Source organism: Mycobacterium sp. SMC-2, assembly GCF_025263485.1.
Lineage (GTDB): Bacteria > Actinomycetota > Actinomycetes > Mycobacteriales > Mycobacteriaceae > Mycobacterium.
Map to the genome: position 1 here is coordinate 1,634,544 of NZ_CP079863.1, position 24,652 is coordinate 1,659,195.

33 protein-coding genes are annotated in these 24,652 nt (G+C 67.9%); 31 read left to right on the top strand and 2 right to left on the bottom strand.

All coding sequences use genetic code 11. The annotated features are described in order from the left end of the window. Positions 1–46 precede the first annotated feature (46 nt). Both mftF and mftG read left to right on the top strand, forming a co-directional pair. On the top strand, positions 47–1,492 hold the full coding sequence (gene mftF, locus KXD96_RS07710) for a mycofactocin biosynthesis glycosyltransferase MftF (protein WP_260745266.1): 1,446 nt from the start codon (positions 47–49) through the stop codon (positions 1,490–1,492). Positions 1,493–1,500: 8 nt separating this feature from the next. Next, positions 1,501–2,940, top strand: coding sequence for a mycofactocin system GMC family oxidoreductase MftG (gene mftG, locus KXD96_RS07715; RefSeq protein ID WP_260743952.1), 1,440 nt, complete (start codon positions 1,501–1,503; stop codon positions 2,938–2,940). A 189-nt stretch (positions 2,941–3,129) separates the two neighbouring features. Here the strand turns inward: mftG and KXD96_RS07720 are convergent, their stop codons facing one another. Beyond that, complete coding sequence (locus tag KXD96_RS07720) at positions 3,130–4,725, bottom strand: MFS transporter (protein ID WP_260743953.1); 1,596 nt, start codon at positions 4,723–4,725, stop codon at positions 3,130–3,132. 182 nt (positions 4,726–4,907) lie between these two features. On the opposite strand from KXD96_RS07720, the gene KXD96_RS07725 reads away from it, so the two are divergent. The 29 genes from KXD96_RS07725 (at position 4,908) to rplO (ending at position 23,697) form a co-directional block, all read left to right on the top strand. Further along, complete coding sequence (locus tag KXD96_RS07725) at positions 4,908–5,468, top strand: TetR/AcrR family transcriptional regulator (RefSeq protein ID WP_260745267.1); 561 nt, start codon at positions 4,908–4,910, stop codon at positions 5,466–5,468. Between the two features lie 346 nt (positions 5,469–5,814). Further along, positions 5,815–6,120, top strand: coding sequence for a 30S ribosomal protein S10 (gene rpsJ / locus KXD96_RS07730; protein ID WP_003873519.1), 306 nt, complete (start codon positions 5,815–5,817; stop codon positions 6,118–6,120). 14 nt (positions 6,121–6,134) lie between these two features. Continuing rightward, on the top strand, positions 6,135–6,788 hold the full coding sequence (gene rplC / locus KXD96_RS07735; protein ID WP_067274868.1) for a 50S ribosomal protein L3: 654 nt from the start codon (positions 6,135–6,137) through the stop codon (positions 6,786–6,788). Next, positions 6,788–7,456 carry a 50S ribosomal protein L4 gene (gene rplD, locus KXD96_RS07740; protein WP_260743960.1) on the top strand — a complete coding sequence of 223 codons (669 nt, stop codon included), beginning with the start codon at positions 6,788–6,790 and terminating at the stop codon, positions 7,454–7,456. The genes rplC and rplD overlap by 1 nt, the downstream gene beginning before the upstream one ends. Beyond that, positions 7,456–7,758: a 50S ribosomal protein L23 gene (gene rplW / locus KXD96_RS07745; protein ID WP_068045582.1), complete on the top strand. Its 303-nt coding sequence runs from the start codon at positions 7,456–7,458 to the stop codon at positions 7,756–7,758. Before rplD ends, rplW begins: the two co-directional genes overlap by 1 nt. Before the next feature lie 83 nt (positions 7,759–7,841). After that, positions 7,842–8,684, top strand: a complete 843-nt coding sequence (gene rplB, locus KXD96_RS07750) for a 50S ribosomal protein L2 (RefSeq protein ID WP_260743961.1) — start codon at positions 7,842–7,844, stop codon at positions 8,682–8,684. Between the two features lie 18 nt (positions 8,685–8,702). Further along, complete coding sequence (rpsS, locus tag KXD96_RS07755) at positions 8,703–8,984, top strand: 30S ribosomal protein S19 (RefSeq protein ID WP_007167837.1); 282 nt, start codon at positions 8,703–8,705, stop codon at positions 8,982–8,984. Further along, the gene (gene rplV, locus KXD96_RS07760) at positions 8,981–9,517 is read left to right on the top strand and encodes a 50S ribosomal protein L22 (protein WP_260743962.1); all 537 of its coding nucleotides are present in this window, start codon (positions 8,981–8,983) and stop codon (positions 9,515–9,517) included. The genes rpsS and rplV overlap by 4 nt, the downstream gene beginning before the upstream one ends. Continuing rightward, on the top strand, positions 9,517–10,350 hold the full coding sequence (gene rpsC, locus KXD96_RS07765; protein WP_260743963.1) for a 30S ribosomal protein S3: 834 nt from the start codon (positions 9,517–9,519) through the stop codon (positions 10,348–10,350). Before rplV ends, rpsC begins: the two co-directional genes overlap by 1 nt. 3 nt (positions 10,351–10,353) lie before the next feature. Next, the gene (rplP, locus tag KXD96_RS07770; RefSeq protein ID WP_260743964.1) at positions 10,354–10,770 is read left to right on the top strand and encodes a 50S ribosomal protein L16; all 417 of its coding nucleotides are present in this window, start codon (positions 10,354–10,356) and stop codon (positions 10,768–10,770) included. Next, the gene (gene rpmC / locus KXD96_RS07775; protein ID WP_260743965.1) at positions 10,770–11,003 is read left to right on the top strand and encodes a 50S ribosomal protein L29; all 234 of its coding nucleotides are present in this window, start codon (positions 10,770–10,772) and stop codon (positions 11,001–11,003) included. Before rplP ends, rpmC begins: the two co-directional genes overlap by 1 nt. Continuing rightward, on the top strand, positions 11,003–11,350 hold the full coding sequence (gene rpsQ / locus KXD96_RS07780; RefSeq protein WP_260743966.1) for a 30S ribosomal protein S17: 348 nt from the start codon (positions 11,003–11,005) through the stop codon (positions 11,348–11,350). The genes rpmC and rpsQ overlap by 1 nt, the downstream gene beginning before the upstream one ends. Before the next feature lie 116 nt (positions 11,351–11,466). Beyond that, entirely contained in the window at positions 11,467–13,827 is a 2,361-nt protein-coding gene (locus KXD96_RS07785; RefSeq protein WP_260743967.1) for an arylsulfatase, read from the top strand. Further along, positions 13,802–14,476 (top strand): hypothetical protein, encoded by a 675-nt coding sequence (locus KXD96_RS07790; RefSeq protein WP_260743968.1) that lies wholly within the window; start codon positions 13,802–13,804, stop codon positions 14,474–14,476. Before KXD96_RS07785 ends, KXD96_RS07790 begins: the two co-directional genes overlap by 26 nt. Before the next feature lie 42 nt (positions 14,477–14,518). Beyond that, positions 14,519–15,454, top strand: coding sequence for a DUF4436 domain-containing protein (locus KXD96_RS07795; RefSeq protein ID WP_260743969.1), 936 nt, complete (start codon positions 14,519–14,521; stop codon positions 15,452–15,454). A 117-nt stretch (positions 15,455–15,571) separates the two neighbouring features. Next, complete coding sequence (locus tag KXD96_RS07800) at positions 15,572–16,450, top strand: formylglycine-generating enzyme family protein (protein WP_260743970.1); 879 nt, start codon at positions 15,572–15,574, stop codon at positions 16,448–16,450. A gap of 134 nt (positions 16,451–16,584) precedes the next feature. Beyond that, complete coding sequence (locus KXD96_RS07805) at positions 16,585–18,108, top strand: HNH endonuclease signature motif containing protein (protein WP_260743971.1); 1,524 nt, start codon at positions 16,585–16,587, stop codon at positions 18,106–18,108. 215 nt (positions 18,109–18,323) lie between these two features. Then, on the top strand, positions 18,324–18,611 hold the full coding sequence (locus KXD96_RS07810) for a hypothetical protein (protein ID WP_260743972.1): 288 nt from the start codon (positions 18,324–18,326) through the stop codon (positions 18,609–18,611). 113 nt (positions 18,612–18,724) lie between these two features. Further along, complete coding sequence (locus KXD96_RS07815) at positions 18,725–19,273, top strand: DinB family protein (protein WP_260743973.1); 549 nt, start codon at positions 18,725–18,727, stop codon at positions 19,271–19,273. Between the two features lie 189 nt (positions 19,274–19,462). Continuing rightward, positions 19,463–19,831 (top strand): 50S ribosomal protein L14, encoded by a 369-nt coding sequence (rplN, locus tag KXD96_RS07820; RefSeq protein WP_003403649.1) that lies wholly within the window; start codon positions 19,463–19,465, stop codon positions 19,829–19,831. Beyond that, positions 19,832–20,149 (top strand): 50S ribosomal protein L24, encoded by a 318-nt coding sequence (rplX, locus tag KXD96_RS07825; RefSeq protein ID WP_066945894.1) that lies wholly within the window; start codon positions 19,832–19,834, stop codon positions 20,147–20,149. A 1-nt stretch (position 20,150) separates the two neighbouring features. Further along, entirely contained in the window at positions 20,151–20,723 is a 573-nt protein-coding gene (gene rplE / locus KXD96_RS07830) for a 50S ribosomal protein L5 (RefSeq protein WP_260744018.1), read from the top strand. 4 nt (positions 20,724–20,727) lie between these two features. Beyond that, positions 20,728–20,913 (top strand): type Z 30S ribosomal protein S14, encoded by a 186-nt coding sequence (locus KXD96_RS07835; RefSeq protein WP_007167851.1) that lies wholly within the window; start codon positions 20,728–20,730, stop codon positions 20,911–20,913. Positions 20,914–20,997: 84 nt separating this feature from the next. Further along, positions 20,998–21,396, top strand: a complete 399-nt coding sequence (gene rpsH, locus KXD96_RS07840; protein WP_260744019.1) for a 30S ribosomal protein S8 — start codon at positions 20,998–21,000, stop codon at positions 21,394–21,396. 10 nt (positions 21,397–21,406) lie between these two features. Beyond that, on the top strand, positions 21,407–21,946 hold the full coding sequence (gene rplF / locus KXD96_RS07845; RefSeq protein ID WP_083179192.1) for a 50S ribosomal protein L6: 540 nt from the start codon (positions 21,407–21,409) through the stop codon (positions 21,944–21,946). Positions 21,947–21,987: 41 nt separating this feature from the next. Next, entirely contained in the window at positions 21,988–22,356 is a 369-nt protein-coding gene (rplR, locus tag KXD96_RS07850; RefSeq protein WP_260745268.1) for a 50S ribosomal protein L18, read from the top strand. A 38-nt stretch (positions 22,357–22,394) separates the two neighbouring features. Further along, complete coding sequence (rpsE, locus tag KXD96_RS07855) at positions 22,395–23,078, top strand: 30S ribosomal protein S5 (protein ID WP_260744020.1); 684 nt, start codon at positions 22,395–22,397, stop codon at positions 23,076–23,078. Next, entirely contained in the window at positions 23,075–23,260 is a 186-nt protein-coding gene (gene rpmD / locus KXD96_RS07860) for a 50S ribosomal protein L30 (protein WP_260744021.1), read from the top strand. The genes rpsE and rpmD overlap by 4 nt, the downstream gene beginning before the upstream one ends. Then, positions 23,257–23,697, top strand: a complete 441-nt coding sequence (gene rplO, locus KXD96_RS07865; RefSeq protein WP_260744022.1) for a 50S ribosomal protein L15 — start codon at positions 23,257–23,259, stop codon at positions 23,695–23,697. Before rpmD ends, rplO begins: the two co-directional genes overlap by 4 nt. Here rplO and KXD96_RS07870 read toward each other — a convergent pair whose 3' ends face one another. Then, complete coding sequence (locus KXD96_RS07870) at positions 23,698–24,624, bottom strand: LLM class flavin-dependent oxidoreductase (protein ID WP_260744023.1); 927 nt, start codon at positions 24,622–24,624, stop codon at positions 23,698–23,700. Positions 24,625–24,652: the final 28 nt, after the last annotated feature.

Genomic DNA, 24,652 nt, shown 5'->3' on the forward strand with positions numbered 1-24,652 from the left:
CACCGCCACAACGTAACCGCGCTCCGCACGCTCTGCGCGGGGCTGGCTGACGCCCGTCACTCACCCCCGGTATTTTCCGGTCAGCCAACCTAGGCTGCCGGACGGGTTCGCCGTCCAGGTCGACCGCCGCGTGCGGGTGCTCGGCGACGGCTCGGCGCTGCTCGGTGGTTCACCCACCCGGCTGCTGAAGCTGGCGCCGGCCGCCCAGGACATGTTGTGCGACGGCCGGCTGAAGGTTCGCGACGACGTCAGCGCGCAGTTGGCCCGCACCCTGCTGGACGCCACCGTGGCGCATCCGCGGCCGGCGGGTGGCCCGTCGCACCGCGACGTGACCGTGGTAATCCCGGTGCGGGACAACCTTTCCGGCGTGCGACGCCTGGTGAGCTCGCTGCGCGGCCTGCGGGTGGTGGTGGTGGACGATGGCTCGTTCCCGCCGATCGAGCCCGACGACTTCGTCGGCGCGCACTGCGACGTCGAGGTGTTGCGGCACTCTCGCAGCAGGGGCCCCGCGGCCGCCCGCAACACCGGGCTGGCCGCCTGCACCACCGACTACGTCGCCTTCCTGGACTCCGATGTCGCGCCCCGGCGCGGGTGGCTGGAGGCGCTGCTCGGCCATTTCTGCGACCCGACCGTCGCGCTGGCCGCACCGCGCATCGTCGGCCTGTCGCACAGTGAGAAAGTGGTGGCCCGCTACGAGGCGGTGCACTCGTCGCTCGACCTCGGCGAGCGCGAAGCGCCGGTGCTGCCCCACAGCACGGTGTCCTATGTGCCCAGCGCGGCGATCATCTGTCGCTGCTCGGCCCTGCGCGGTGTCGGCGGGTTCGACGAGACGCTGCAATCGGGGGAGGACGTCGACCTGTGTTGGCGGCTCATCGAGGCCGGCGCCCGGCTGCGCTACGAGCCCGTCGCGCTGGTCGCCCACGACCACCGCACCGAACTGCGCGATTGGCTGGCACGCAAGGCGTTTTACGGTGGCTCGGCTGCCCCGCTCTCCATCCGCCACCCGGACAAGACGGCGCCCGTGGTGATCTCCGGGTGGGCGCTGATGACCTGGATCCTGATGGCGTTCGGGACCAGCCTGTCGCAGCTGGCGTCCGTCGTCGTCGCCGTCCTGACCGGCCGACGGATCGCCAGGGCGATGCGCGACGCCGAGACGTCGATCGCCGACGTGGTGGTGATCGCGGCCCGCGGCCTGGGTTCGGCGGCGCTGCAGCTGGCGTCGGCCCTGTGCCGCCACTACTGGCCGCTGGCGCTGCTTGCGGCCACGCTGTCGCGGCATTTCCGGCACGTCGTGCTGGTCGCGGCCATCATGGACGGCGTGGTCGACTGGCTGCGCCGCCGGGACGCGATCGGCGACGACGCCGAACCGATCGGCCCGCTGACTTATCTGTTGCTCAAGCGGGTCGACGACCTGGCGTACGGCCTGGGGTTGTGGTGGGGTGTGCTGCGGGAGCGCAACCTGCGCGCGCTGAAACCGCAGATCCGGAGCTAGCCGCCACCTTGAGCACGGCCACCCCGCACAGCGATGTGCTGATCGTCGGTGCCGGCAGCGCTGGATCGGTTGTCGCCGAACGCCTTTCCGCCGATCCCGGCCGCTCGGTGACCATCCTCGAGGCGGGGCCGGCCCTCGATGACCCTGGACTGCTCGCGCAAACCGCCAACGGGTTGCAGCTGCCGATCGGGGTCGGCAGCCCACTGGTGCGGCGCTATCAGACCAGCCTCACCGATCGGCCCGTGCGCCGGCATCCGCTGGTGCGCGGGGCCACGGTCGGCGGTTCGGGTGCGGTCAACGGCGGCTACTTCTGCCGCGCACTGCCGCGCGACTTCGATCGGCTGTCGCTGCCCGGCTGGGGCTGGTCCGATGTACTCGACAGCTTCCGCGCCATCGAGACCGACCTGGATTTCGGCGGCCCGGCCCATGGCGGCAGCGGCCCCATCCGGGTGCGTCGCACCCACGAAATGACAGGCACCACCGAAAGTTTCATCACCGCCGCACAGCGCGCCGGGTTCGACTGGATCGATGATCTCAACGACGTTGGTCCCGAACCCGTTTCGGGGATGGGGGCCGTCCCGCTCAACATCGTCGACGGCGTGCGTACCGGATCGGGCGCGGGATTTCTGTTGCCGGCGCTGGGCCGGCCGAATCTGAGGCTGCACGCGCGGACGCGCGCGGCACGGTTGCGTCTCGCCGGCACCGCGGCCGTGGGTGTCGACGCGGCCGGCCCGCAGGGCCGCGTGACCATGACCGCCGACCGGATCGTTTTGTGCGCCGGTGCCATTCAGACGGCGCAGCTGCTCATGCTCTCCGGTATCGGGCCAGAGGAAGTGCTGCGGGCTGTCGGCGTACCGGTGGTGGCGCCGCTGCCGGTGGGCACCTCGTTCAGTGATCACCCCGAATGGGTGTTGCCCACCGACTGGACCGTGGCCCCCGGCCGGCCGGTGCTCGAGGTCGTGCTGAGCACGGCCGATGACCTCGAGATCAGGCCCTACACCGGCGGATTCGTTGCGATGACCGGGGATGGCACGGCCGGGCACGCCGACTGGCCGCACATCGGGGTGGCACTCATGCAGCCCCTGGCGCGCGGGCGCATCACGCTGGCGTCGGCGGACCCCGACGCGGGGCCCCGGATCGAGCATCGTTACGACAGCGAGCCAGACGACGTCGTGTCGCTACGCCGTGGGGCCGAAATGGCCCGCGAATTGGTCGGCGCGGCAAGGCATGTCGGTGATCCCGTATGGTCCACGTCGCAACACCTCTGCGGCACGGCGCCGATGGGCGCCGACTCGGACCCGCGGGCCGTCGTCGATCATCGCTGCCGGGTACGCGGCATCGACAACCTGTGGGTGGTCGACGGCTCGATCCTGCCCACCATCACCAGCCGCGGGCCGCATGCCACCATCGTGATGATCGGGCACCGGGCGGCGGAATTCGTGCGGTGATGGCACAAGCAGATTGGGAAGCGGGCCCCATGGCGAGGCATGGGGCCCGCCCCGCGAGCGGTTGATGTTCATGCGGTCCACGTAGATGGCCACGACAAGTGGCAGTGCGCGCGCTACCGCCGGCGTTTTCAAGCGCCCACGACATCTGTATACGCGTTGAAGCCGCTGTCGGACAACGGCATTAATGGGTCAGCGACGGTGGGGGGACAGCATCGCGCGCACCGGCCGCAGCTGCCGGTTGTCGCGCCCGGGCGCCCAGATGCCGATCAGCACCGCGGCGACGGCGACGATGACGGCCATCGTGACCGTCGAGGCGTGCAGGGCCGCCAGGAACGCGGCCTTGCTGACGTCGCCCAGCTCACGACCCTGGGGTCCCAGCCGGCCGGCCACCTCGACGGCTTTGGCCAGCGAATCGGTGGCCGCGTCGCGGACCGGCCCGGGAAATGCCGTCAGCTTCGGGCCGAGCTCGTGCGAATAGCGGCCGGCCAGAATGGAACCGGCGACCGCGATCCCCAGCGCGCCGCCCATCTCCCGGGACGTGTCGTTCACCGCGGAGGCGACGCCCTGCTTCTCGTCGGGCACGGCTCCCATGATCGCCGACGTCGTCGGTGCCGTGCAGATCCCGATTCCGGTGGCCAGGATCAGTGTGGGCCAGGCGAATTCGTAGTATGAGGAGTGCAGGTTCAGCCGATACATGCACGCGAACCCGACCGCCATCAGCAGCGTGCCGATGAACAGCACGAGCCGCAGGCCCAGTTTGGGCACGTACCAGAACGACAGCGCCGAGAAAATGCCCAGCGGCACCATGAACGGGCCGAAGGAGATCGCCGTCGCCAGGGCCGAGTAGCCCATGATCTGTTGCACGTATTGCATGCCGATGTAGAAGAAGCCGAACGTCGCGCCGAACAGGATGACGATCGCGCCGACTCCGGTGGCGAAATTCGGGTCGGCGAACAGCCGGACGTCCAGGAGGGTCTGCCTGCCGCGCCAGGCGAGCCGCAGCTCGACAGCACCGAACGCCGCGGCGAGCGCCGCACCCGCGATGAGCCCGCCCCAGACCAGCGGGTCGCTCCATCCCCGGGTCGGCGCCTCCAGGATCGCGGCGACGGCGATCGCCACCGCGGCGCCGATGAGCACCGCGCCCAGCGAATCGATCCGCGGGGCGCCGCTGTCGCGCGACGAGGCCACGGTGCACGCCAGCGCGAAGATGACCAGCCCGGCGGCGCCCAGCGACCAGAAGATCGCGTGCCAGTCCCAAAGCCGAAGCAGCAGGCCCGAACCGAGCATGCCCAGCACACCGCCGGATCCGGCCGTGCCGGCCCAGATTCCGACGGCCTTGGTGCGATCGTCTTTCGGGTAGGCCACGGTCAGCAGTGACAGCGTCGCCGGCATCACGAAGGCGGCGCCGATCCCGGCCACCGCGCGGCCGGCGATGATCTGCGCGGGGCTGTGCAGCATCGCCGGCGCCATCGAGCCGATCGAGAAGACCACCAGCCCGATCAGCAGGGCGCCGCGCCTGCCGTAACGGTCGCCGATCGCGCCGGCGGGCAACAGCAGGCACGCCAGGGCGACGGTGTACCCGTCGACGATCCAGTTCAGCTGCGACTGAGTGGCCGAGGTGGCCACCGCCAGGTCTCCCAGCGCGGTGTTCAACGCCGTCATCGACGCGACGACCAGCGCGACACCCATGCAGGCAACGGCCAGCGTCCAGTTTCGCGCGCGGGGGCTACCGCCGATGCTGGTGGCGTCAGTACTCTGGTCAGGCCGGGCCAGGGTTTCGACCACGATGCGCCTCCTCACGGTGGCGTTGGGAAGTTTCGAGACCAATGGTCTTGTAGATAGACCGATAGTCTCGTTTCGAAACAGGGAGGTGGGTCACAATCACCACCGATCCCCGCCCTGCGCGCTCGCGGGCGCGTTTGCTCGAAGCCGCCGCCGCGTTGCTGCGAACCGGGGGCCCGAGCGCGGTGACCGTCGATGCGGTCACCCGTACCGCCAACGTAGCGAGGGCCACGCTGTATCGCCATTTCCCGAGCGGAAACGACTTGCTGGCATCGGCTTTCTACAGTCTGATCCCGCCGTCCCCGACGCCGCCGGACGAGGGTTCGCTGCGAGATCGCCTGGTGGCCGTGGTGCTGGCTCAGGCCGAGTCGGTGGCCCAGGCGCCCGCGCTCATGACGGCCATGTCGTGGCTGGCCCTGGGCCGGGACCTCGAGGGTTTGCCGGAACCGCGCGACAGCCAGACCGCGGACAGCGCGGCGATCACCACGCTGCGGGAGCGCATCGCGCAGCAGTACGCGGCCCCGTTCGACGCCATCTTCGACAGCCCGGAGGCCGCCGAGCTGGGCGAGGTCGACCGATCCCGGGCCATCGCGCTGCTCATCGGCCCCCTGGTGCTGGGCCGCCTGTCCACGCTTCCCGACTTCGATTACCGCGAGTGCGCGCTAGCGGCGGTCGACGGTTTCCTCTATGTTCAGCGCGCACACAACCGGGCCGGCGCGGCGAGCGTCGAACCGGCGGGTGCCTGAGGTCCAAAAAAGCAGGTCGGCGGCCCTCGCCCGGGATTTGGCCAAAGCCATGATCTAGGGCATACTGTTCAGGTTGCCTTGGGCCAGGTTCGCGCCTGGTCGGGCATACGACCAGCGCCCAAAACGGGCGCGTCCGGTCCCATCCTTGGAGCGCGACAATTTCGCCGCGGTCCAGGCTGCGTGAGGGTGACACACCCGACCGCGGGGGCCGGTGGACCACGACAGGTAAACAGCGGCGCAGTATCCGGCGCGACGCTCGATCGGCCCCGATGGGCCGGTTCTGGTCGGCGCGCCGGGAGCACCAGGTCCGGACACGGACGTCAAGTGGAGTGAGGGTAGGAGAAGCGTGGCGGGACAGAAGATCCGCATCAGGCTCAAGGCCTACGACCATGAGGCCATCGACGCATCGGCGCGCAAAATCGTCGAGACCGTCGTCCGCACGGGCGCCAGTGTCGTAGGTCCGGTGCCGCTGCCGACTGAGAAGAACGTGTATTGCGTCATCCGGTCTCCGCATAAGTACAAGGACTCGCGGGAGCACTTCGAGATGCGCACCCACAAGCGGCTGATCGACATCCTCGACCCGACGCCGAAGACCGTCGACGCGCTGATGCGCATCGACCTCCCGGCCAGTGTCGACGTCAACATCCAGTAGGAGATCCAGAGCTCATGGCAAGAAAAGGCATTCTGGGTACCAAGCTGGGCATGACGCAGGTGTTCGACGAGAACAACCGGGTCGTCCCGGTGACGGTGGTCAAAGCGGGGCCCAACGTGGTCACCCGCATCCGCACACCCGAGCGCGACGGCTATAGCGCCGTCCAGCTGGCCTACGGCGAGATCAGCCCGCGCAAGGTGAACAAGCCGGTGACCGGTCAGTACAGCGCCGCGGGCGTGAACCCGCGCCGGCACCTCGCCGAGTTGCGGCTGGATGACGAGGCCGCGGCAAGCGAATACGAGGTCGGGCAGGAGCTGACGGCGGAGATCTTCGCCGACGGCGCCTACGTCGACGTGACGGGAACTTCCAAGGGCAAGGGCTTCGCCGGCACGATGAAGCGCCACGGTTTCCGCGGTCAGGGCGCCAGCCACGGCGCCCAGGCCGTGCACCGCCGGCCGGGTTCCATCGGTGGCTGCGCCACTCCCGCCCGTGTCTTCAAGGGCACGCGAATGGCGGGCCGGATGGGCAACGACCGGGTGACTGTGCAGAACCTGGTGGTGCACAAGGTTGACGCCGAGAACGGCGTGCTGCTGATCAAGGGTGCGGTCCCCGGCCGCACCGGTGGGCTCGTGGTGGTCCGCAGCGCGATCAAACGAGGTGAGAAGTAATGGCGGCAAAAGGCCAGACACTCAAGATTGACGTCAAGACGCCGGACGGCAAGGTCGAGGGCTCCGTCGAGCTACCGGCCGAATTGTTCGACGCCCCGGCCAATATCGCGCTGATGCACCAGGTGGTCACCGCGCAGCGCGCGGCGGCGCGTCAGGGCACGCACTCGTCCAAGACCCGCGGCGAGGTCAGCGGCGGTGGGCGGAAGCCGTACCGGCAGAAGGGAACCGGTCGTGCCCGTCAGGGTTCGACGCGGGCCCCGCAGTTCACCGGCGGTGGCGTCGTGCACGGCCCCAAGCCACGCGACTACTCCCAGCGCACCCCCAAGAAGATGATCGTCGCGGCGTTGCGCGGCGCGTTGTCCGACCGGGCGCGCAACGGCCGCATCCACGCGGTCACCGAAATCGTGGCCGGCCAAACCCCTTCGACAAAGAGCGCCAAGGCGTTCCTGGGCACGCTCACCGACCGCAAGAAGGTGCTGATCGTGATCGGCCGCAGCGACGAGGCCGGCGCGAAGAGCCTGCGCAACCTGCCCGGTGTGCACATCCTGACGCCCGACCAGCTCAACACCTACGACGTGCTGCTCTCCGACGACGTGGTGTTCAGCGTCGAGGCGCTCAACGCCTACATCGCAGGCAACACGGCCAGCACCGAGGAGGTTTCGGCCTGATGGCGACCGTCACCGATCCCCGCGACATCATCCTGGCCCCGGTCATCTCGGAGAAGTCCTACGGGCTCCTGGATGAGAACGTGTACACCTTTGTGGTGCACCCCGATTCGAACAAGACGCAGATCAAGATCGCCATCGAGAAGATCTTCTCCGTCAAGGTCGCGTCGGTGAACACCGCGAACCGGCAGGGCAAGCGCAAGCGCACCAGGACCGGATACGGCAAGCGCAAGGGCACCAAGCGGGCCATCGTCACGCTGGCGCCTGGCAGCAAGCCGATCGACCTGTTCGGGGCCCCGGCCTAGCCCGATGACGATGCAGAGCGAAGCGATGAGGAGGAGTTGGGCGATCCAACCCAGCCGCGCGCGAGAGAAAGACCTGATTAGACATGGCAATTCGTAAGTACAAGCCGACGAGCCCCGGCCGCCGCGGCTCCAGCGTCTCCGACTTCGCCGAGGTCACCCGGTCGGAGCCGGAGAAGTCGCTGGTGCGCCCGCTGCACGGCCACGGTGGCCGTAACGCCCACGGCCGCATCACAACCCGCCACAAGGGTGGCGGCCACAAGCGCGCCTACCGGGTGATCGACTTCCGTCGCAACGACAAGGACGGCGTCAACGCCAAGGTCGCGCACATCGAGTACGACCCGAACCGGACCGCCAACATCGCACTGCTGCACTACCTGGATGGCGAAAAGCGTTACATCATCGCGCCGCAGGGTCTTTCGCAGGGCGACGTGGTGGAGTCGGGCGCGAACGCCGACATCAAGCCGGGTAACAACCTGCCGCTGCGCAACATCCCGGCCGGTACCGTGATCCATGCCGTGGAGCTGCGGCCGGGCGGTGGCGCCAAGCTGGCGCGGTCCGCCGGCTCGAGCATCCAGTTGCTCGGCAAGGAGGGCACCTACGCGTCGCTGCGTATGCCCAGCGGTGAGATCCGCCGCGTCGATGTGCGCTGCCGCGCCACGGTCGGCGAGGTGGGCAACGCCGAGCAGGCGAACATCAACTGGGGCAAGGCCGGCCGGATGCGGTGGAAGGGCAAGCGCCCTTCAGTCCGTGGTGTGGTCATGAACCCGGTGGACCACCCGCACGGTGGTGGTGAGGGTAAGACCTCCGGTGGTCGGCACCCGGTGAGCCCGTGGGGCCAGCCGGAGGGCCGCACCCGCCACCCGAACAAGGCAAGTAACAAACTCATCGTCCGGCGCCGGCGCACCGGCAAGAAGCACTCGCGGTAGGAAGTTCAGGAGTAGCACATGCCACGCAGCCTGAAGAAGGGCCCGTTCGTCGACGACCACCTGCTCAAGAAGGTGGACGCGCAGAACGAGAAGAACACCAAGCAGGTCATCAAGACCTGGTCCCGGCGTTCGACGATCATTCCGGACTTCATCGGCCACACCTTCGCCGTCCACGACGGGCGCAAGCACGTCCCGGTGTTCGTCACCGAGGCGATGGTCGGTCACAAGCTTGGTGAGTTCGCGCCGACGCGCACCTTCAAGGGACACATCAAGGACGACCGGAAGGCCAAACGGCGATGACCACAACTGAATTCCCGTCGGCGGTCGCCAAGGCGCGGTTCGTGCGGGTGTCACCGACAAAGGCGCGCCGGGTGATCGACCTGGTGCGCGGACGGTCGGTGGCCGACGCGCTCGACATCCTGCGCTGGGCGCCGCAGGCGGCCAGCGAGCCGGTGGCCAAGGTGATCGCCAGCGCCGCGGCGAACGCGCAGAACAACAACGGGCTGGACCCGGCCACCCTGGTGGTCGCCACGGTCTACGCCGACGAGGGCCCGACCGCCAAGCGCATCCGCCCGCGCGCCCAGGGTCGCGCGTTCCGGATCCGCAAGCGCACCAGCCACATCACCGTCGTGGTGGAGAGCCGGCCGGCCAAGGACCAGCGCTCGGCGAAGTCGACGAGGGCCCGCCGCGCCGAGGCCAGCAAGGCCGCCGCGAAGGCACCCGCCAAGAAGGCTGCGGCCAAGAAGGCGCCCGCGAAGAAAGCCGCGGCGAAAACCGCTCCGGCGAAGAAAACTACGTCTGAGGCTGCTAAGGCGAAGGGAGGCTCAGACTAGTGGGCCAGAAGATCAATCCGCACGGCTTCCGGCTGGGCATCACCACGGACTGGAAGTCCCGCTGGTACGCCGACAAGCAGTACTCGGACTATGTCAAGGAAGACGTCGCGATCCGCCGCCTGCTGTCGACCGGTCTGGAGCGCGCCGGCATCGCCGACGTGGAGATCGAGCGCACCCGCGACCGGGTGCGGGTCGACATCCACACCGCGCGCCCCGGCATCGTCATCGGCCGCCGCGGCACCGAGGCCGACCGCATCCGTGCGGACCTGGAGAAGCTGACCGGCAAGCAGGTTCAGCTCAACATCCTCGAAGTCAGAAACCCCGAGTCGCAGGCGCAACTGGTGGCCCAGGGCGTCGCCGAGCAGCTGAGCAACCGGGTGGCGTTCCGCCGCGCCATGCGCAAGGCCATCCAGTCGGCGATGCGCCAGCCCAACGTCAAGGGCATCCGGGTGCAGTGCTCGGGTCGTCTCGGCGGTGCGGAGATGAGCCGCTCGGAGTTCTACCGCGAGGGCCGGGTGCCGCTGCACACGCTGCGCGCCGATATCGACTACGGCCTGTACGAGGCCAAGACCACCTTCGGCCGGATCGGTGTGAAGGTGTGGATCTACAAGGGCGACATCGTCGGTGGAAAGCGGGAATTGGCCGTGGCCGCTCCGGCGGGTGCCGACCGTCCGCGCCGCGAGCGCCCGTCGGGCACGCGTCCCCGGCGCAGCGGTGCGTCGGGTACCACGGCGACCAGCACCGAGGCCGGCCGCGCCGCGGCGGGCGCCGAGGAGCAGGCCGCCGCTGCCGAGACCCCGCCCGCTGCAGAACCGCAGAGCACGGAGAGCTGAATCATGTTGATTCCCCGCAAGGTTAAACACCGCAAGCAGCACCACCCCCGCCAGCGCGGCATCGCCAGCGGCGGCACGGCGGTGAACTTCGGTGACTACGGCATCCAGGCCCTCGAGCACGCCTACGTCACCAACCGGCAGATCGAGTCCGCCCGTATCGCCATCAACCGCCACATCAAGCGTGGCGGCAAGGTGTGGATCAACATCTTCCCGGACCGCCCGCTGACCAAGAAGCCCGCCGAAACCCGGATGGGTTCGGGTAAGGGCTCCCCGGAATGGTGGGTGGTCAACGTCAAGCCGGGCCGCGTGCTGTTCGAGCTGAGCTACCCCAACGAGCAGGTGGCCCGGGCGGCACTCACCCGTGCAATCCACAAGTTGCCGATCAAGGCACGCATCGTTACTCGAGAGGATCAGTTCTGATGGCAGTGGGAATTTCGCCTGGTGAACTGCGTGAGCTCACCGACTCCGAGCTGACCGAGCGGCTGCGCGAATCCAAGGAAGAGCTGTTCAACCTGCGTTTCCAGATGGCGACGGGGCAGCTGTCCAACAACCGCCGGCTGCGCACGGTGCGTCAGGAGATCGCGCGCGTCTACACCGTGCTGCGCGAACGAGAACTGGGCCTGGCCAGCGGACCCGACGGTAAGGAATCGTGATGGCAGAAGCGAAGAAGGCGGCCCCGAAGAAGGCGGCCACAAAGGACGCAGGCTCGAAAGGGAAGGGCGCCAAGCACACTCCGGCCAAGCCGAAGGTGCGTGGCCGGCGCAAGATGCGCATCGGTTACGTGGTGAGTGACAAGATGCAGAAGACCATCGTGGTCGAGCTGGAAGACCGTGTGCGTCACCCGCTGTACGGCAAGATCATCCGCACCACCACGAAGGTGAAGGCGCACGACGAGAACGGCACCGCGGGCATCGGCGACCGCGTCTCGCTGATGGAGACGCGTCCGATGTCGGCCACCAAGCGGTGGCGGCTCGTCGAAATCCTGGAGAGGGCCAAGTAGCCGCTCAGGCAACGCAACGCGCCCGGGACCCCACGGTCTCGGGCGCTTGCTTTCGGCGAGCGTAACCGCACTGCGAAAGAGGGCCGGAATTTTCGCAGTGGCGTTACGCTCGGCGCATGTCTTCTGACCCACGAGACTTTCAAGGCAAAATCGAGCTCGATATCCGCGACTCCGAGCCGGACTGGGGCCCGTACGCCGCGCCGACCGCGCCCGAGAATTCGCCGAACATCCTGTATCTGGTCTGGGACGACACCGGCATCGCGACGTGGGACTGTTTCGGCGGCCTGGTCGAGATGCCCGCGATGACCCGCATCGCCGAGCGGGGTATCCGGCTGTCGCAGTTCCACACCACCGCGCTCTGCTCGCCGACCCGGGCGTCGTTGCTCACCGGCCGCAACGCCACCACGGTCGGCATGGCCACCATCGAAGAGTTCACCGACGCGTTCCCCAACGCCAACGGTCGCATCCCGTTCGACACCGCGCTGCTCTCCGAGGTGCTCGCCGAGCGCGGCTACAACACGTACTGCGTCGGCAAGTGGCACCTGACGCCGCTCGAAGAGTCCAATCTGGCGTCCACGAAACGACATTGGCCGACCTCGCGCGGCTTCGAGCGGTTCTACGGTTTCCTGGGCGGCGAGACCGATCAGTGGTATCCCGACCTGGTGTACGACAACCATCCGGTCAGCCCGCCCGCCACACCGGAAGACGGCTATCACCTCTCGAAGGACATCGCCGACAAGACCATCGAATTCATTCGTGACGCCAAGGTGATCGCGCCGGACAAGCCGTGGTTCAGCTACGTCTGCCCGGGCGCCGGGCACGCGCCGCACCACGTGTTCAAGGAATGGGCGGACCGCTACGCCGGCCGCTTCGACATGGGCTACGAGCGGTACCGCGAGATCGTGCTGGAAAACCAGAAATCGATGGGCCTCGTGCCGTCGGACACCGAGCTGTCGCCGGTCAACCCGTACTCGGACGTCAAGGGGCCGCAAGGTGAGCCCTGGCCGCTGCAGGACACTGTGCGGCCGTGGGACTCGCTGAACGACGACGAGAAGAAGCTGTTCTCCCGCATGGCCGAGGTGTTTGCCGGCTTCCTGAGCTACACCGACGCCCAAATCGGCCGGATCCTGGACTATTTGGAGGAATCCGGTCAGATCGACAACACGATCATCGTGGTGATCTCCGACAACGGGGCCAGCGGGGAGGGCGGCCCGAACGGATCGGTGAACGAGGGCAAGTTCTTCAACGGCTACATCGACACCGTCGAAGAGAGCATGAAGCTGTTCGACCATCTCGGCGGCCCGGAAACCTACAACCATTACCCCATCGGCTGGGCGATGGCCTTTAACGCCCCGTACAAGCTGTACAAGCGGTACGCGTCGCACGAGGGCGGCATCGCCGACACGGCGATCATCTCCTGGCCCAATGGTGTTGCCGCGCACGGGGAAATCCGCGACAACTACGTCAACGTCTGCGACATCACGCCGACGATCTACGACCTGCTGGGAATGACGCCGCCCGATACCGTCAGGGGCATCGCGCAGAAGCCACTGGACGGCGTGAGTTTCAAAGCGGCCCTTGCCGATCCGGCCGCCGACACCGGGAAGCGGACCCAGTTCTACTCCATGCTAGGCACCCGGGGGATCTGGCATGAGGGCTGGTTCGCCAACACCGTGCACGCGGCCACCCCGGCTGGCTGGTCGCACTTCGACGCCGACCGCTGGGAGCTGTTCCACATCGAGGCGGACCGCAGCCAGTGCCATGACCTGGCCGCCGAGCACCCGGACAAACTGGAAGAGCTCAAGGCGCTGTGGTTCTCCGAAGCCGCCAAATACAACGGGCTGCCGCTCTCGGACCTCAACATCCTGGAGACGATGACGCGGTCCCGTCCGTACCTCGTCGGTGACCGGTCCAGCTACATCTACTATCCCGACTGCGCGGACGTGAGCATCGGCGCTGCCGCCGAGATCCGCGGTAGGTCGTTCTCGGTGCTGGCCGACGTGACGGTGGATACCACCGGCGTGGAAGGCGTGCTGTTCAAGCAGGGCGGCGCGCACGGCGGGCACGTGCTGTTCATTCAGGACGGACGGCTGCATTACGTCTACAACTTCCTGGGTGAGCGGCAGCAGGCGGTCTCCTCGTCGGGCGCGGTGCCGCTGGGCAGGCACCTGCTCGGCGTGAGTTATTCGCGGACCGGAACCGTGCCGAACAGCCACACCCCGCTCGGCGACATCACGTTGTTCATCGACGACGAAGTGGTCGGCACCCTCGCCGATGTGCAAACCCATCCGGGAACCTTCGGGATCGCGGGCGCCGGCATCACCGTCGGCCGCAACGGCGGCTCGGGAGTATGCAGCCGCTACAAGTCGCCGTTCGCGTTCACCGGCGGCACCATCGCGCAGGTCACCGTCGACCTGTCCGGCCGGCCCTATGTAGACGTGGAAGCCGAAATTGCGCTTGCCTTTTCGCGCGACTGAAGTCCTGGCGCTGTGCTTGTTGGTGGCGCCGGCGGTGGCGTGCGAGAAGACCACGGCTGGCACGGTCATCGGGGGGACCGCATCGTCGACGACCTCGACGACGCGGCTGTCCGACCCGGCCGAGCCGGTGCCCGGCGTCGAAACCACGCTGCCCGAGCACATTCCACCCAATGCCCTGGTGTGCTTCCCGCCACCGCCCGCCAGCGGATCCATGGCCAGGGCCTCGGTGGCGGATCCGGCGGCACCCGTGCTCACGGTCACGCTGCCGGACGGCTGGACCTCGGTCCCGGGCACCGGTGACGTCGCGTTGACGTCGACGGGTCCCGACGGCATGTCGGTGCTGGTGAGCATCACCCCTACGGACCTCGACCCGGGCGGGGCGTTCTTGCGCTACGCCAGCGACTTACGAACGAAGCCGGGAGTCAAAGTCACCGTCACGGCGGCCCAGTTCTGCGGCTACAGCAGCCAGCTGCTCAGCGGTACCGGCGGTGGGCCCGGAGCAAACGACTTCGCGGACCGCATCACCCACGTCTGGACGAACACGCGGGCCTACCTCGTGGCAGTCCATCTGGAGGGTCCAGGCAAAGCGCCGGGGTTCGACGCGGCCAAATCGACGGTGATGCAGCAAATCGCCGTCATTATCCCCTGACATTGTCGTTGGCCCTGTTAGCATCTGGCGCGTGATGCCACAATGACCGCCGGGACACCGGCGCCACCCGTGCCGCCAGTGCCCGCCGTCCACCGGAGCCGGCAAATCGCGATGACTTTCGGGATCGTCGTCGCCCTCGTCGTCATCTACGTCCTGTCGTTGATTGCCGTGCACTTGCTGGCAAAGTCGGCGCCGGCGCTGCCCTCGGTTGACCTGAGCAAGGTGGAGTCCGAAGACAGCGTGGTTCAGGTGCGCCTGGAGAAGCTGGACACGGTCGCCAACCGCCTGACGGTGAACGTGACCGTCTATCCCAAGGATTCGTTGTACGACAAGAACTTTGGGGTGCTCACCACCGATGCGGCGGTGCGGCTGTATCCCGACAACGACCTCGGCGATCTGCAGTACCCGGTAGGGAAGGCGCCGGCGCAGGTCAGCACCACCATCCAGGCGCAGGGCGACCCCGCCAGCTGGCCGTTCGACACCTACAAGACCGAGGTGATCGCCGCGGACGTGTTCACCGGTACCGGCGAAAACCGCGAAAAGGTGCCCGCCCGTGTCGAGGCGACCGGAAAGCTGGACGGCTGGGACGCCACCGTCACCCGCGTCCACGACCCCGAAGAGCCCAACCCGGATGTCCAGGACAACGTGATCATCACGTTGCAGAGGTCCAAGGGTCCCCTGATCTTCGATATCGGCATCTGCCTGGTCCTGATCGCGTTGCCCATCCTGGCGCTGTGGGTGGCCATTCCGATGGCGCTGGGCCGAACGTCATTCGTGCCGCCGTTCATCACGTGGTACGGGGCGATGCTGTTCGCCATTGTCCCGCTGCGCAACATCCTGCCGGGCAGCCCACCGTACGGTTCGTGGGTCGACCAGGCGATCGTGCTGTGGGTGTTGATCGGCGTGGTCACCGCGATGACCCTGTTCATCGTTGCGTGGTGGCGGCATCGGGACAAGAAGACGCCCAAGAAGGTCTGACTCCTACTCCGGGTTGTGCGCCTCCTTCGAGCTGATCTGATGGCGGCGGCGTAAAGCCCTTGCTGCAGCGCGAAAGAGGCCCGGCAACCGCCTTGGGCCGTCGTCATACTCTTAAGTGTGCTTACCGAGTTGGTCGACCTACCGGGCGGATCGTTCCGCATGGGATCGACCAGCTTCTACCCCGAAGAGGCCCCGATCCACACGGTGACCGTTGCCGCCGTCGCGGTGGAGCGGCACCCGGTGACCAACGCCCAGTTCGCCGAATTCGTCTCGGCCACAGGCTATGTGACGGTCGCCGAGCAACCGATCGACCCGGCGCTGTACCCGGGTGCGGATCCGGCGGACCTGTGTCCGGGCGCCATGGTCTTCCGCCCCACGCCGGGCCCGGTCGACCTGCGTGACTGGCGGCAATGGTGGACCTGGGTACCCGGCGCGAACTGGCGGCGCCCGTTCGGGCCGGACAGTGACCTCGCCGGCCGGGCCGATCACCCGGTGGTGCAGGTGGCCTATCCCGACGCCGCCGCGTACGCGCGCTGGGCAGGCCGGCGATTGCCGACCGAGGCCGAGTGGGAGTATGCGGCCCGCGGCGGAATCGCCGGGACGTACGCGTGGGGGGACGAGGAGCATCCCGACGGTCGGTTGATGGCCAATACCTGGCAGGGCCGGTTCCCCTATCGCAACGACGGCGCTCTCGGCTGGGTGGGCACGTCGCCGGTGGGCACGTTCCCGCCCAACGGGTTCGGTCTGCTCGACATGATCGGCAACGTCTGGGAGTGGACCGCCACGGAGTTCTCGGCGCACCACCGCCTCGACGAGCCGCCGAAAGCCTGTTGCGCCCCGGCGGGCCCGGCGAATCCGGTCGTCAGCCAGACGCTGAAGGGCGGTTCGCACCTGTGCGCGCCCGAGTACTGCCACCGGTACCGTCCGGCCGCCCGGTCACCGCAGTCACAGGACACCGCGACCACCCACATCGGTTTCCGCTGTGTCGCCCAGTAGACGGACCCTTTTTCCGGCGCGCTAAAAGTGATCATCACCCGGAAGAGGACTGAGCCCTTGGCGCCGCGGAGGAGCTATCCACAGGCTGAAAAGCTGGCCAACCTTTATCGGCGATGCCCCTTATACTCGAACACATGTTCGGTTCCAGGGGGTCGTCGGCGGAGGTGATCGCCGAGTTCGATGAGCTGTTCGAGCGGCGGTATCCGTCGACGACGGTCGAGTCGGCGGGCTTGCTGGCGGAGGCGGGCGCGTTTTGGCGGGCGGAGAATCGGGCGGCGGCCGGGCAGTTGGTGGCGATCGGGCGGTTGTTCGGTCATCGGCTCTCGCGGTGCGCCGAGACCGAGGAGTGGGCGGTGGATACCGAGGCGGCGGTGGCCGCCGAGGTGGCCGCGGAGTTGGGGATCAGTCAGGGGTTGGCGGCCAGCCGGGTGCGTTACGCGCGGGCGCTGCGCGAGCGGCTGCCCGAGGTGGGGGAGGTGTTCGCCGCCGGGGACATCGATTTTCAGACGTTTGCCACGCTGGTGTTTCGCACCGATCTGATCACCGATGCCGAGGTGCTGGCGGCGGTGGACGCGACGCTGGCCGCACAGGTGGGGCGCTGGCCGTCGCTGAGCCGGGGCCGGCTGGGCGCCCAAGTGGACAAGATCGTGGCCAAGGCCGATGCCGATGCGGTGCGCCGGCGGCGCGAGCGCGCGGCGGGCCGCGAGGTGTGGATCGGCGATGTGGGTGATGGGCTGGCCCACATCGAGGGTGTCTTGTTCAGCCCGGAGGCCCACGCCCTGGATCAGCGCCTGGACGCGCTGGCGGCCACGGTGTGCGCCGATGATCCGCGTAGCCGCGCGCAGCGCCGCGCCGACGCGTTGGGGGCGCTGGCCGGCGGGGCCGATCGGCTGGGCTGCCGGTGCGGGCGCCCGGATTGCGCGGCCGGCGCCCGGCCGGCGGCCGGCCCGGTGGTGATTCATGTGATCGCCGAGCAGGCCACCCTCGACGGCGACGGCGCCGCCCCGGCCTCGCAGGTCTGCGGCGACGGCCTGATCCCGCCCGAGCTGGTCGCCGAGTTGGCCGCCTCGGCCAAGCTGGTGGCGTTGGTCCACCCCGCCGACGCGCCCCCCGAGCACGGGTATGTGCCTTCCCAGGCGCTGGCCGATTTCGTGCGGTGCCGGGATTTGACCTGCCGCTGGCCGGGCTGTGACTGCCCGGCGGTGGCCTGCGACATCGACCACACCATCCCCTACGGCGCCGGCGGGCCCACCCACGCCTCCAACCTCAAGTGCTACTGCCGCACCCATCATTTGGTGAAAACGTTTTGGGGCTGGCGCGAACAGCAGCTGCCCGACGGCACGCTGATTTTGACCTCCCCGGCCGGGCGCACCTATGTCACCACCCCGGGCAGCGCCCTGCTGTTCCCCAGCCTGTGCCGCGCCACCGGGGCCATCGCCGCCGCCGAAGCCGACCCCGACCCCGACCCCGACTACTGCGCCCAGCGCACCGCGATGATGCCCCGGCGACGCCGCACCCGCAACCAGAATCGCGCCACCCGCATCGCCACCGAACGCCGCCACAACCGCGACGCCCGCACGGCCCGCCGTGAAGGAGACGAAGCCCGTTGTGCCATACCCGCCGACGCCCCCGGCGACGGCGAACCACCACCCTTCTAGTTCCGTCGGTCTGAACGCGATAAGAGCTCGTACCGTCGTGCGCCGGCGATTCCGTGGAGGCGCGCTAATGAAAGCGCTCAATTTGATGAGCTCTTCAGAGGCTGTGGCGGTACCATATGTGCCTAATCTTGGGGAGCATGATCGTGAGATGTGTCGCTAAAGGTGTTGTGTTACTCGCCGTTTGCGCTCCGGCCGTCGGCGCACCGGAGGTCGCGTTGGCCGACAATGTCGGCCCAAACCACCTGGCGTCGGTGCAAAGCTGGCCGGACAACACATGCGGGGGCTTTTTCTCGTGGCACGTGATCAACGACTTGAAGGATGCTCCGATCCGGGCGACCGTTGCGGTTCAACGCAATAGGGGCGCTGAGCAATTCAACGATCGTTATGTCTACAGTCTGGCGCCTGGCGCGTCGAGTTTTGTCTCGTGCAAAAGAATAACGGCTACTGACGGCCCTACTTTCTACGACGTAACCGCCTGGTTGGTGGGCGCGGAAAAAGCCTAGGAAACAATCCGGTCCTTCTCCCCAACGCTTTGGGGCCGGAGCGAACAGCAGCTGCCTGACGCGACGTCACCGGCGACGAAGCCCCACCACTCTTCCAGGTGGAGAATTGCTCCATGCCCGCGTCGCTGCCCCCGCTGGCCGACGAAGACCACGTCTGCGCCGCCTGCGGCTTGAGTTATTCGGACATCCGGCTCGACGACGCGGTCGGCGTCATCGCCGGCCTGCCGGACGCCGTCCGGGAGGCAGTCTCGGCGATCCCGCCCGAGGCGCGGCGGGTGCGGCCCGGCCCCGACGTGTGGTCGGTCGCGGAGTACCTCTGTCACGTGCGCGACGTCTACGTCAGCTTCACCATCCGGCTGCACCGCGTCCGCACCGAGGACCGGCCCTCCTTGAAACCGATGTTCAACGATCTGCGGGCCCGCCGCTTCCGGTACAACGACTGCGACATCGAGGCCACGATCGGCGAGCTGGCGGCCGCCGTGGCGGGCTTTCGCGACGAAGTCGCCCGCGTCGGCGAGCACGGCTGGGACCGCACCGCGACCCGGTTGCCGGGTGAGCAGCGCACCGCCCGCTGGCTCCTGCGGCAGGCGATGCACGAGGGCGTGCACCACCTCGGCGATATCCGGAGAATCGGGGAAAGCGCTCCCCTGAATCAGCCTTGACCCCGCCTCGGCCGCGAATTTGGCTCTGAGCTGGTCATCCCCTAGACTCTAGGGGTTGCCTTGGGCAGACCTCGGCCGGTGCGAATCGGCCCCGCGTGCCCTTCGGTGACAAAGACCGCGCATGTCAGGTTTTTTGGTGGGCTGTGGCTTGCCTCCTGCCGTGCACACGAAACCAGGTCAGGAGATCGAGTGATTCAGCAGGAATCGCGGCTGAAGGTCGCCGACAACACCGGCGCCAAGGAGATCTTGTGCATCCGGGTGCTCGGCGGTTCGTCGCGACGCTACGCCGGCATCGGTGATGTCATCGTCGCCACCGTCAAGGACGCCATCCCCGGCGGCAACGTCAAGCGCGGAGACGTCGTCAAGGCCGTCGTGGTGCGCACGGTCAAGGAGCGCCGCCGCCCGGACGGCAGCTACATCAAGTTCGACGAGAACGCCGCGGTGATCATCAAGCCCGACAACGACCCGCGCGGCACGCGCATTTTCGGGCCGGTCGGCCGCGAGCTGCGTGAGAAGCGGTTCATGAAGATCATTTCGCTGGCCCCGGAGGTGCTGTAGATGAAGATCAAGAAGGACGACACCGTCCTGGTCATCGCCGGCAAGGACAAGGGAGCCAAAGGCAAGGTCCTCAAGGTTTACCCGGAGCGCAACCGGGTCCTGGTCCAGGGCGTGAACTCAATCAAGAAGCACACCGCGGTTTCGAGCAATCAGCGCGGAGCCCAATCGGGTGGAATCGTCACCCAGGAGGCCCCGATCGATGCCTCCAACGTGATGGTGGTCGACTCGGACGGTAAGCCCACCCGCGTCGGTTACCGGGTCGACGAGGAGACCGGCAAGCGGGTTCGTATCTCCAAGCGCAACGGCAAGGACATCTAAGGTGACCACAACAGAGGCCAATGTGAAGGCGCAGCCGCGCCTGAAAGAGCGCTACCGCAACGAGATTCGTGGTTCGCTGCAGCAGCAGTTCGGCTACGGGAATGTCATGCAGATCCCGACGGTGACCAAGGTCGTCGTCAACATGGGTGTGGGCGACGCGGCGCGGGACGCGAAGCTGATCAACGGCGCGGTCAACGACCTGGCGCTGATCACCGGGCAACGGCCGGAGATCCGCCGGGCCCGCAAGTCCATCGCGCAGTTCAAGCTGCGTGAGGGTATGCCGATCGGCGCCCGGGTCACCCTGCGCGGGGACCGGATGTGGGAGTTCCTCGACCGGCTCACCTCGATCGCGCTGCCGCGTATCCGCGACTTCCGCGGCCTGTCGCCCAAGCAGTTCGACGGTGCCGGCAACTACACGTTCGGCCTGGCCGAGCAGTCGGTGTTCCACGAGATCGACGTGGACAAGATCGACCGGGTCCGCGGTATGGACATCAACGTCGTCACCTCGGCGACGAACGACGACGAAGGACGAGCGCTGTTGCGGGCCCTCGGCTTTCCCTTCAAGGAGAACTGAGCAGATGGCGAAGAAGGCACTGGTCAACAAGGCCGCACGCAAGCCGAAGTTCGCGGTGCGCGGCTATACGCGCTGCAACAGATGCGGTCGCCCGCGCGCGGTCTTCCGCAAATTCGGCCTGTGCAGGATCTGCCTGCGCGAGATGGCGCACGCGGGCGAGCTGCCCGGCGTGCAAAAGAGCAGCTGGTAACAGCCCGGACCCCAGGACCAACCCAGAACAGGCACGCGACAGGCCCGGACCGGGAACCACCGCGAGGAAGGTACCAACGCTGTCATGACGATGACGGACCCGATCGCAGACTTCTTGACACGTCTGCGCAACGCCAATTCGGCGTATCACGACGAGGTGACGTTGCCGCACTCCAAGATCAAGGCCAACATCGCCCAGATCCTCAAGAACGAGGGCTACATCAGCGACTACCGGACCGAAGACGCTCGGGTGGGCAAGTCGCTGATCGTCCAGCTCAAGTACGGGCCGAGCCGGGAGCGCAGCATCGCCGGATTGCGGCGCGTGTCCAAGCCCGGTCTGCGGGTGTACGCGAAATCCACCAACCTGCCGCGGGTGCTCGGCGGCCTGGGCGTGGCGATCATCTCGACCTCCTCGGGCCTGCTGACCGATCGTCAGGCAGCCAGACAGGGCGTGGGCGGCGAAGTCCTCGCGTACGTGTGGTGAGGGAGTAGGCATGTCGCGCATTGGTAAGCAGCCGGTTCCGGTTCCCGCCGGAGTCGACGTAACGATCGAGGGCCAGAACGTCTCGGTGAAGGGCCCCAAGGGCAGCCTGAATCTGACGGTCGCCGAGCCGATCACGGTGGAGCGCAACGAGGACGGCGCGATCGTGGTCGCCCGTCCCAACGACGAGCGGCGCAACCGCTCGCTGCACGGGCTGTCGCGCACGCTGGTGTCCAACCTGGTCACCGGCGTGACCGAGGGTTACACCACCAAGATGGAGATCTTCGGGGTCGGTTACCGCGTGCAGCTCAAAGGCGCCAACCTCGAGTTCGCGCTGGGCTACAGCCATCCGGTGGTGATCGAGGCGCCCGAGGGCATCACGTTCGCGGTCCAGTCGCCGACGAAGTTCTCGATCTCCGGCATCGACAAGCAAAAGGTCGGCCAGATCTCGGCGAACATCCGCCGCCTGCGCCGTCCCGACCCGTACAAGGGCAAGGGCGTGCGCTACGAGGGCGAGCAGATCCGCCGCAAGGTCGGAAAGACAGGTAAGTAGGCATGGCGCAAAAACAAGCTGACACCGCCGCGCGAAAGCCGGTGGGGCAGAGCGTATCCGCAACCCGCCGGGTCTCCCGGCTGCGTAGGCACGCCCGGCTGCGCAAGAAGATCACGGGCACCCCGGAGCGTCCGCGGCTCGTCGTCAACCGGTCCGCGCGCCACATTCACGTGCAACTGGTCAACGACGAGAACGGCACCACGGTGGCCGCCGCGTCGTCGATCGAGGACGACGTGCGGGGCCTGCAGGGCGACAAGAAGGCCCGCAGCGTGCGGGTCGGGCAATTGATCGCCGAGCGCGCCAAGGCCGCCGGCATCGACACCGTGGTCTTCGACCGCGGCGGGTACACCTACGGCGGACGCATCGCGGCGCTGGCCGATGCCGCACGCGAGAACGGATTGAGTTTCTAGATGATCGAGACCTGGAACAAGACTGGAAGGACCGCATAATGGCGGAACAGTCGGCCGGCGGGCAAGGCGCCCCGGACAGCCGTGATTCGCGCGGTGACCGCGACAGCCGCGGTCGGCGCGACGGCGGCGGCCGCGGTGGCCGCGACCGCGACGGCGACAAGAGCAACTACCTGGAGCGGGTCGTCGCCATCAACCGCGTCTCCAAGGTGGTCAAGGGCGGTAGGCGCTTCAGCTTCACCGCATTGGTCATCGTGGGCGACGGCAATGGCATGGTCGGCGTCGGCTACGGCAAGGCCAAAGAAGTTCCGGCGGCCATCGCCAAGGGCGTGGAAGAGGCGCGCAAGGGCTTCTTCCGTGTGCCGCTGATCGGCGGCACCATCACGCATCCGGTACAGGGTGAAGCCGCCGCGGGCGTGGTGCTGCTGCGCCCGGCCAGCCCGGGTACCGGTGTGATCGCCGGCGGCGCGGCGCGTGCGGTGCTGGAATGCGCTGGGGTGCGCGACATCCTGGCCAAGTCACTGGGCAGCGACAACGCGATCAACGTGGTGCACGCCACCGTCACCGCGCTCAAGCTGCTGCAGCGCCCCGAGGAGGTGGCCGCCCGACGCGGACTGCCCATCGAGGATGTCGCCCCCGCCGGAATGCTGAAGGCGCGCCGGGAAAGTGACGCGCTGGCCAGTGCGGCGGCCCGCGAGGCCCAGATTGCGGGGACCCAACCGTGAGCGCTCAACTGAAGATCACCCAGGTGCGCAGCACGATCGGGGCCCGCTGGAAGCAGCGGGAGAGCCTGCGCACCCTGGGCCTGCGGCGGATCCGCCAGTCGGTGATCCGTGAGGACAACCCACAGACCCGCGGCCTGATCGCGGTGGTGAACCACCTCGTTGAGGTGGAGGAGGCCAAGTGACCATCAAGCTGCACGACCTGAAGCCGGCGCCCGGGTCGAAGACCGCCCGCACCCGCGTCGGTCGCGGTGAGGGCTCCAAGGGCAAGACCGCCGGCCGCGGCACCAAGGGCACCAAGGCCCGCAAGAACGTGCCGGCCACCTTCGAGGGTGGGCAGATGCCGATTCACATGCGGCTGCCCAAGCTCAAGGGATTTAAGAATCGGTTCCGCACCGAATACGAGGTCGTCAACGTCGGCGACATCAACCGGCTGTTCCCGCAGGGCGGTTCGATCGGCGTGGACGAGCTGGTGGCCAAGGGCGCGGTTCGCAAGAACGCGTTGGTCAAGGTCCTCGGCGACGGCAAGCTGACCGTCAAGGTCGACCTGACCGCGCACAAGTTCAGCGGCAGCGCCCGCGAGAAGATCACCGCCGCGGGCGGCTCGGCCACCGAGCTCTGATCAGCCCAACCGCGGAATGACCTCCGCCGCAAGGCGTTCCATCTGCTCGCGGTTTTCCGCGACGTCGACGCCGACGGGATTGAGCAACAGGTATTCGGCGCCGGCGTCGATCACCTCACGCAGCCCGCGCACGACGTCGTCGGGTGTGCCCGACACCGGAACGCCTTCCACGCCGGGCATCTTGCCGTAGATCCGCCGCAGCCCCGCGAGCACACGCTCGCGGGCCCGCGCCGCATCGTCGTCGACCACGAGGTAGACGCGTTTGCCGATGGTGAAATGCGCGGGGTCCTTTTGCTGTTCGTCGAGTTCGCGGCGCACAACGCCGACGGCCCCGGCGAATGCCTCGGTGGTCGACGAACCGGCGCCCAGGAACGAGTCGCCGTGGCGCACGGCCCGGGCCAGCGCCTTGGGGGCCAGGCCGCCGAACCAGATCGGCGGGTGGGGGCGCTGCACCGGCTTGGGCGCAATCGGCAGGCCGTCGACGTCGCGGAACCGGCCGTGGAAGGTGACCCGGGGTTCGTCGGACCAGGCCGCCTTCATCAACTTCAGCCCCTCGGTGAAGTACGAGATGTACGTGGACTTTTCGATGCCGAACGCGGCGAATCTGCGGAAGCCCCCGCCGGTTCCGACGCCGAGGTCCAGCCGGCCGTGGCTGAGCCGGTCGACGGCGGTGACGGAAGAAGCCAACTGCAGCGGATCGTGTAGCGACGTCACCAGGACGGCGACCCCCAGGCGTAGCCGCTCGGTGCAGGCCGCGCAGTAGGCCAGCAGCTCCAGCGGCGCCAGCAGCGGCGCGTCCCCGATGATCTGCTCGAGTACCCAACCCCCCTCGAACCCGAGCTCCTCGGCGCGAGCCAGGTATTCGCGCAGCCCTTCGGCGTCGAACCGGCCGTAGTCCAATTGGGGGATCGCAATGGAGAACCTCACCCCACCACCGTACGGCGGCGGTGTCGGT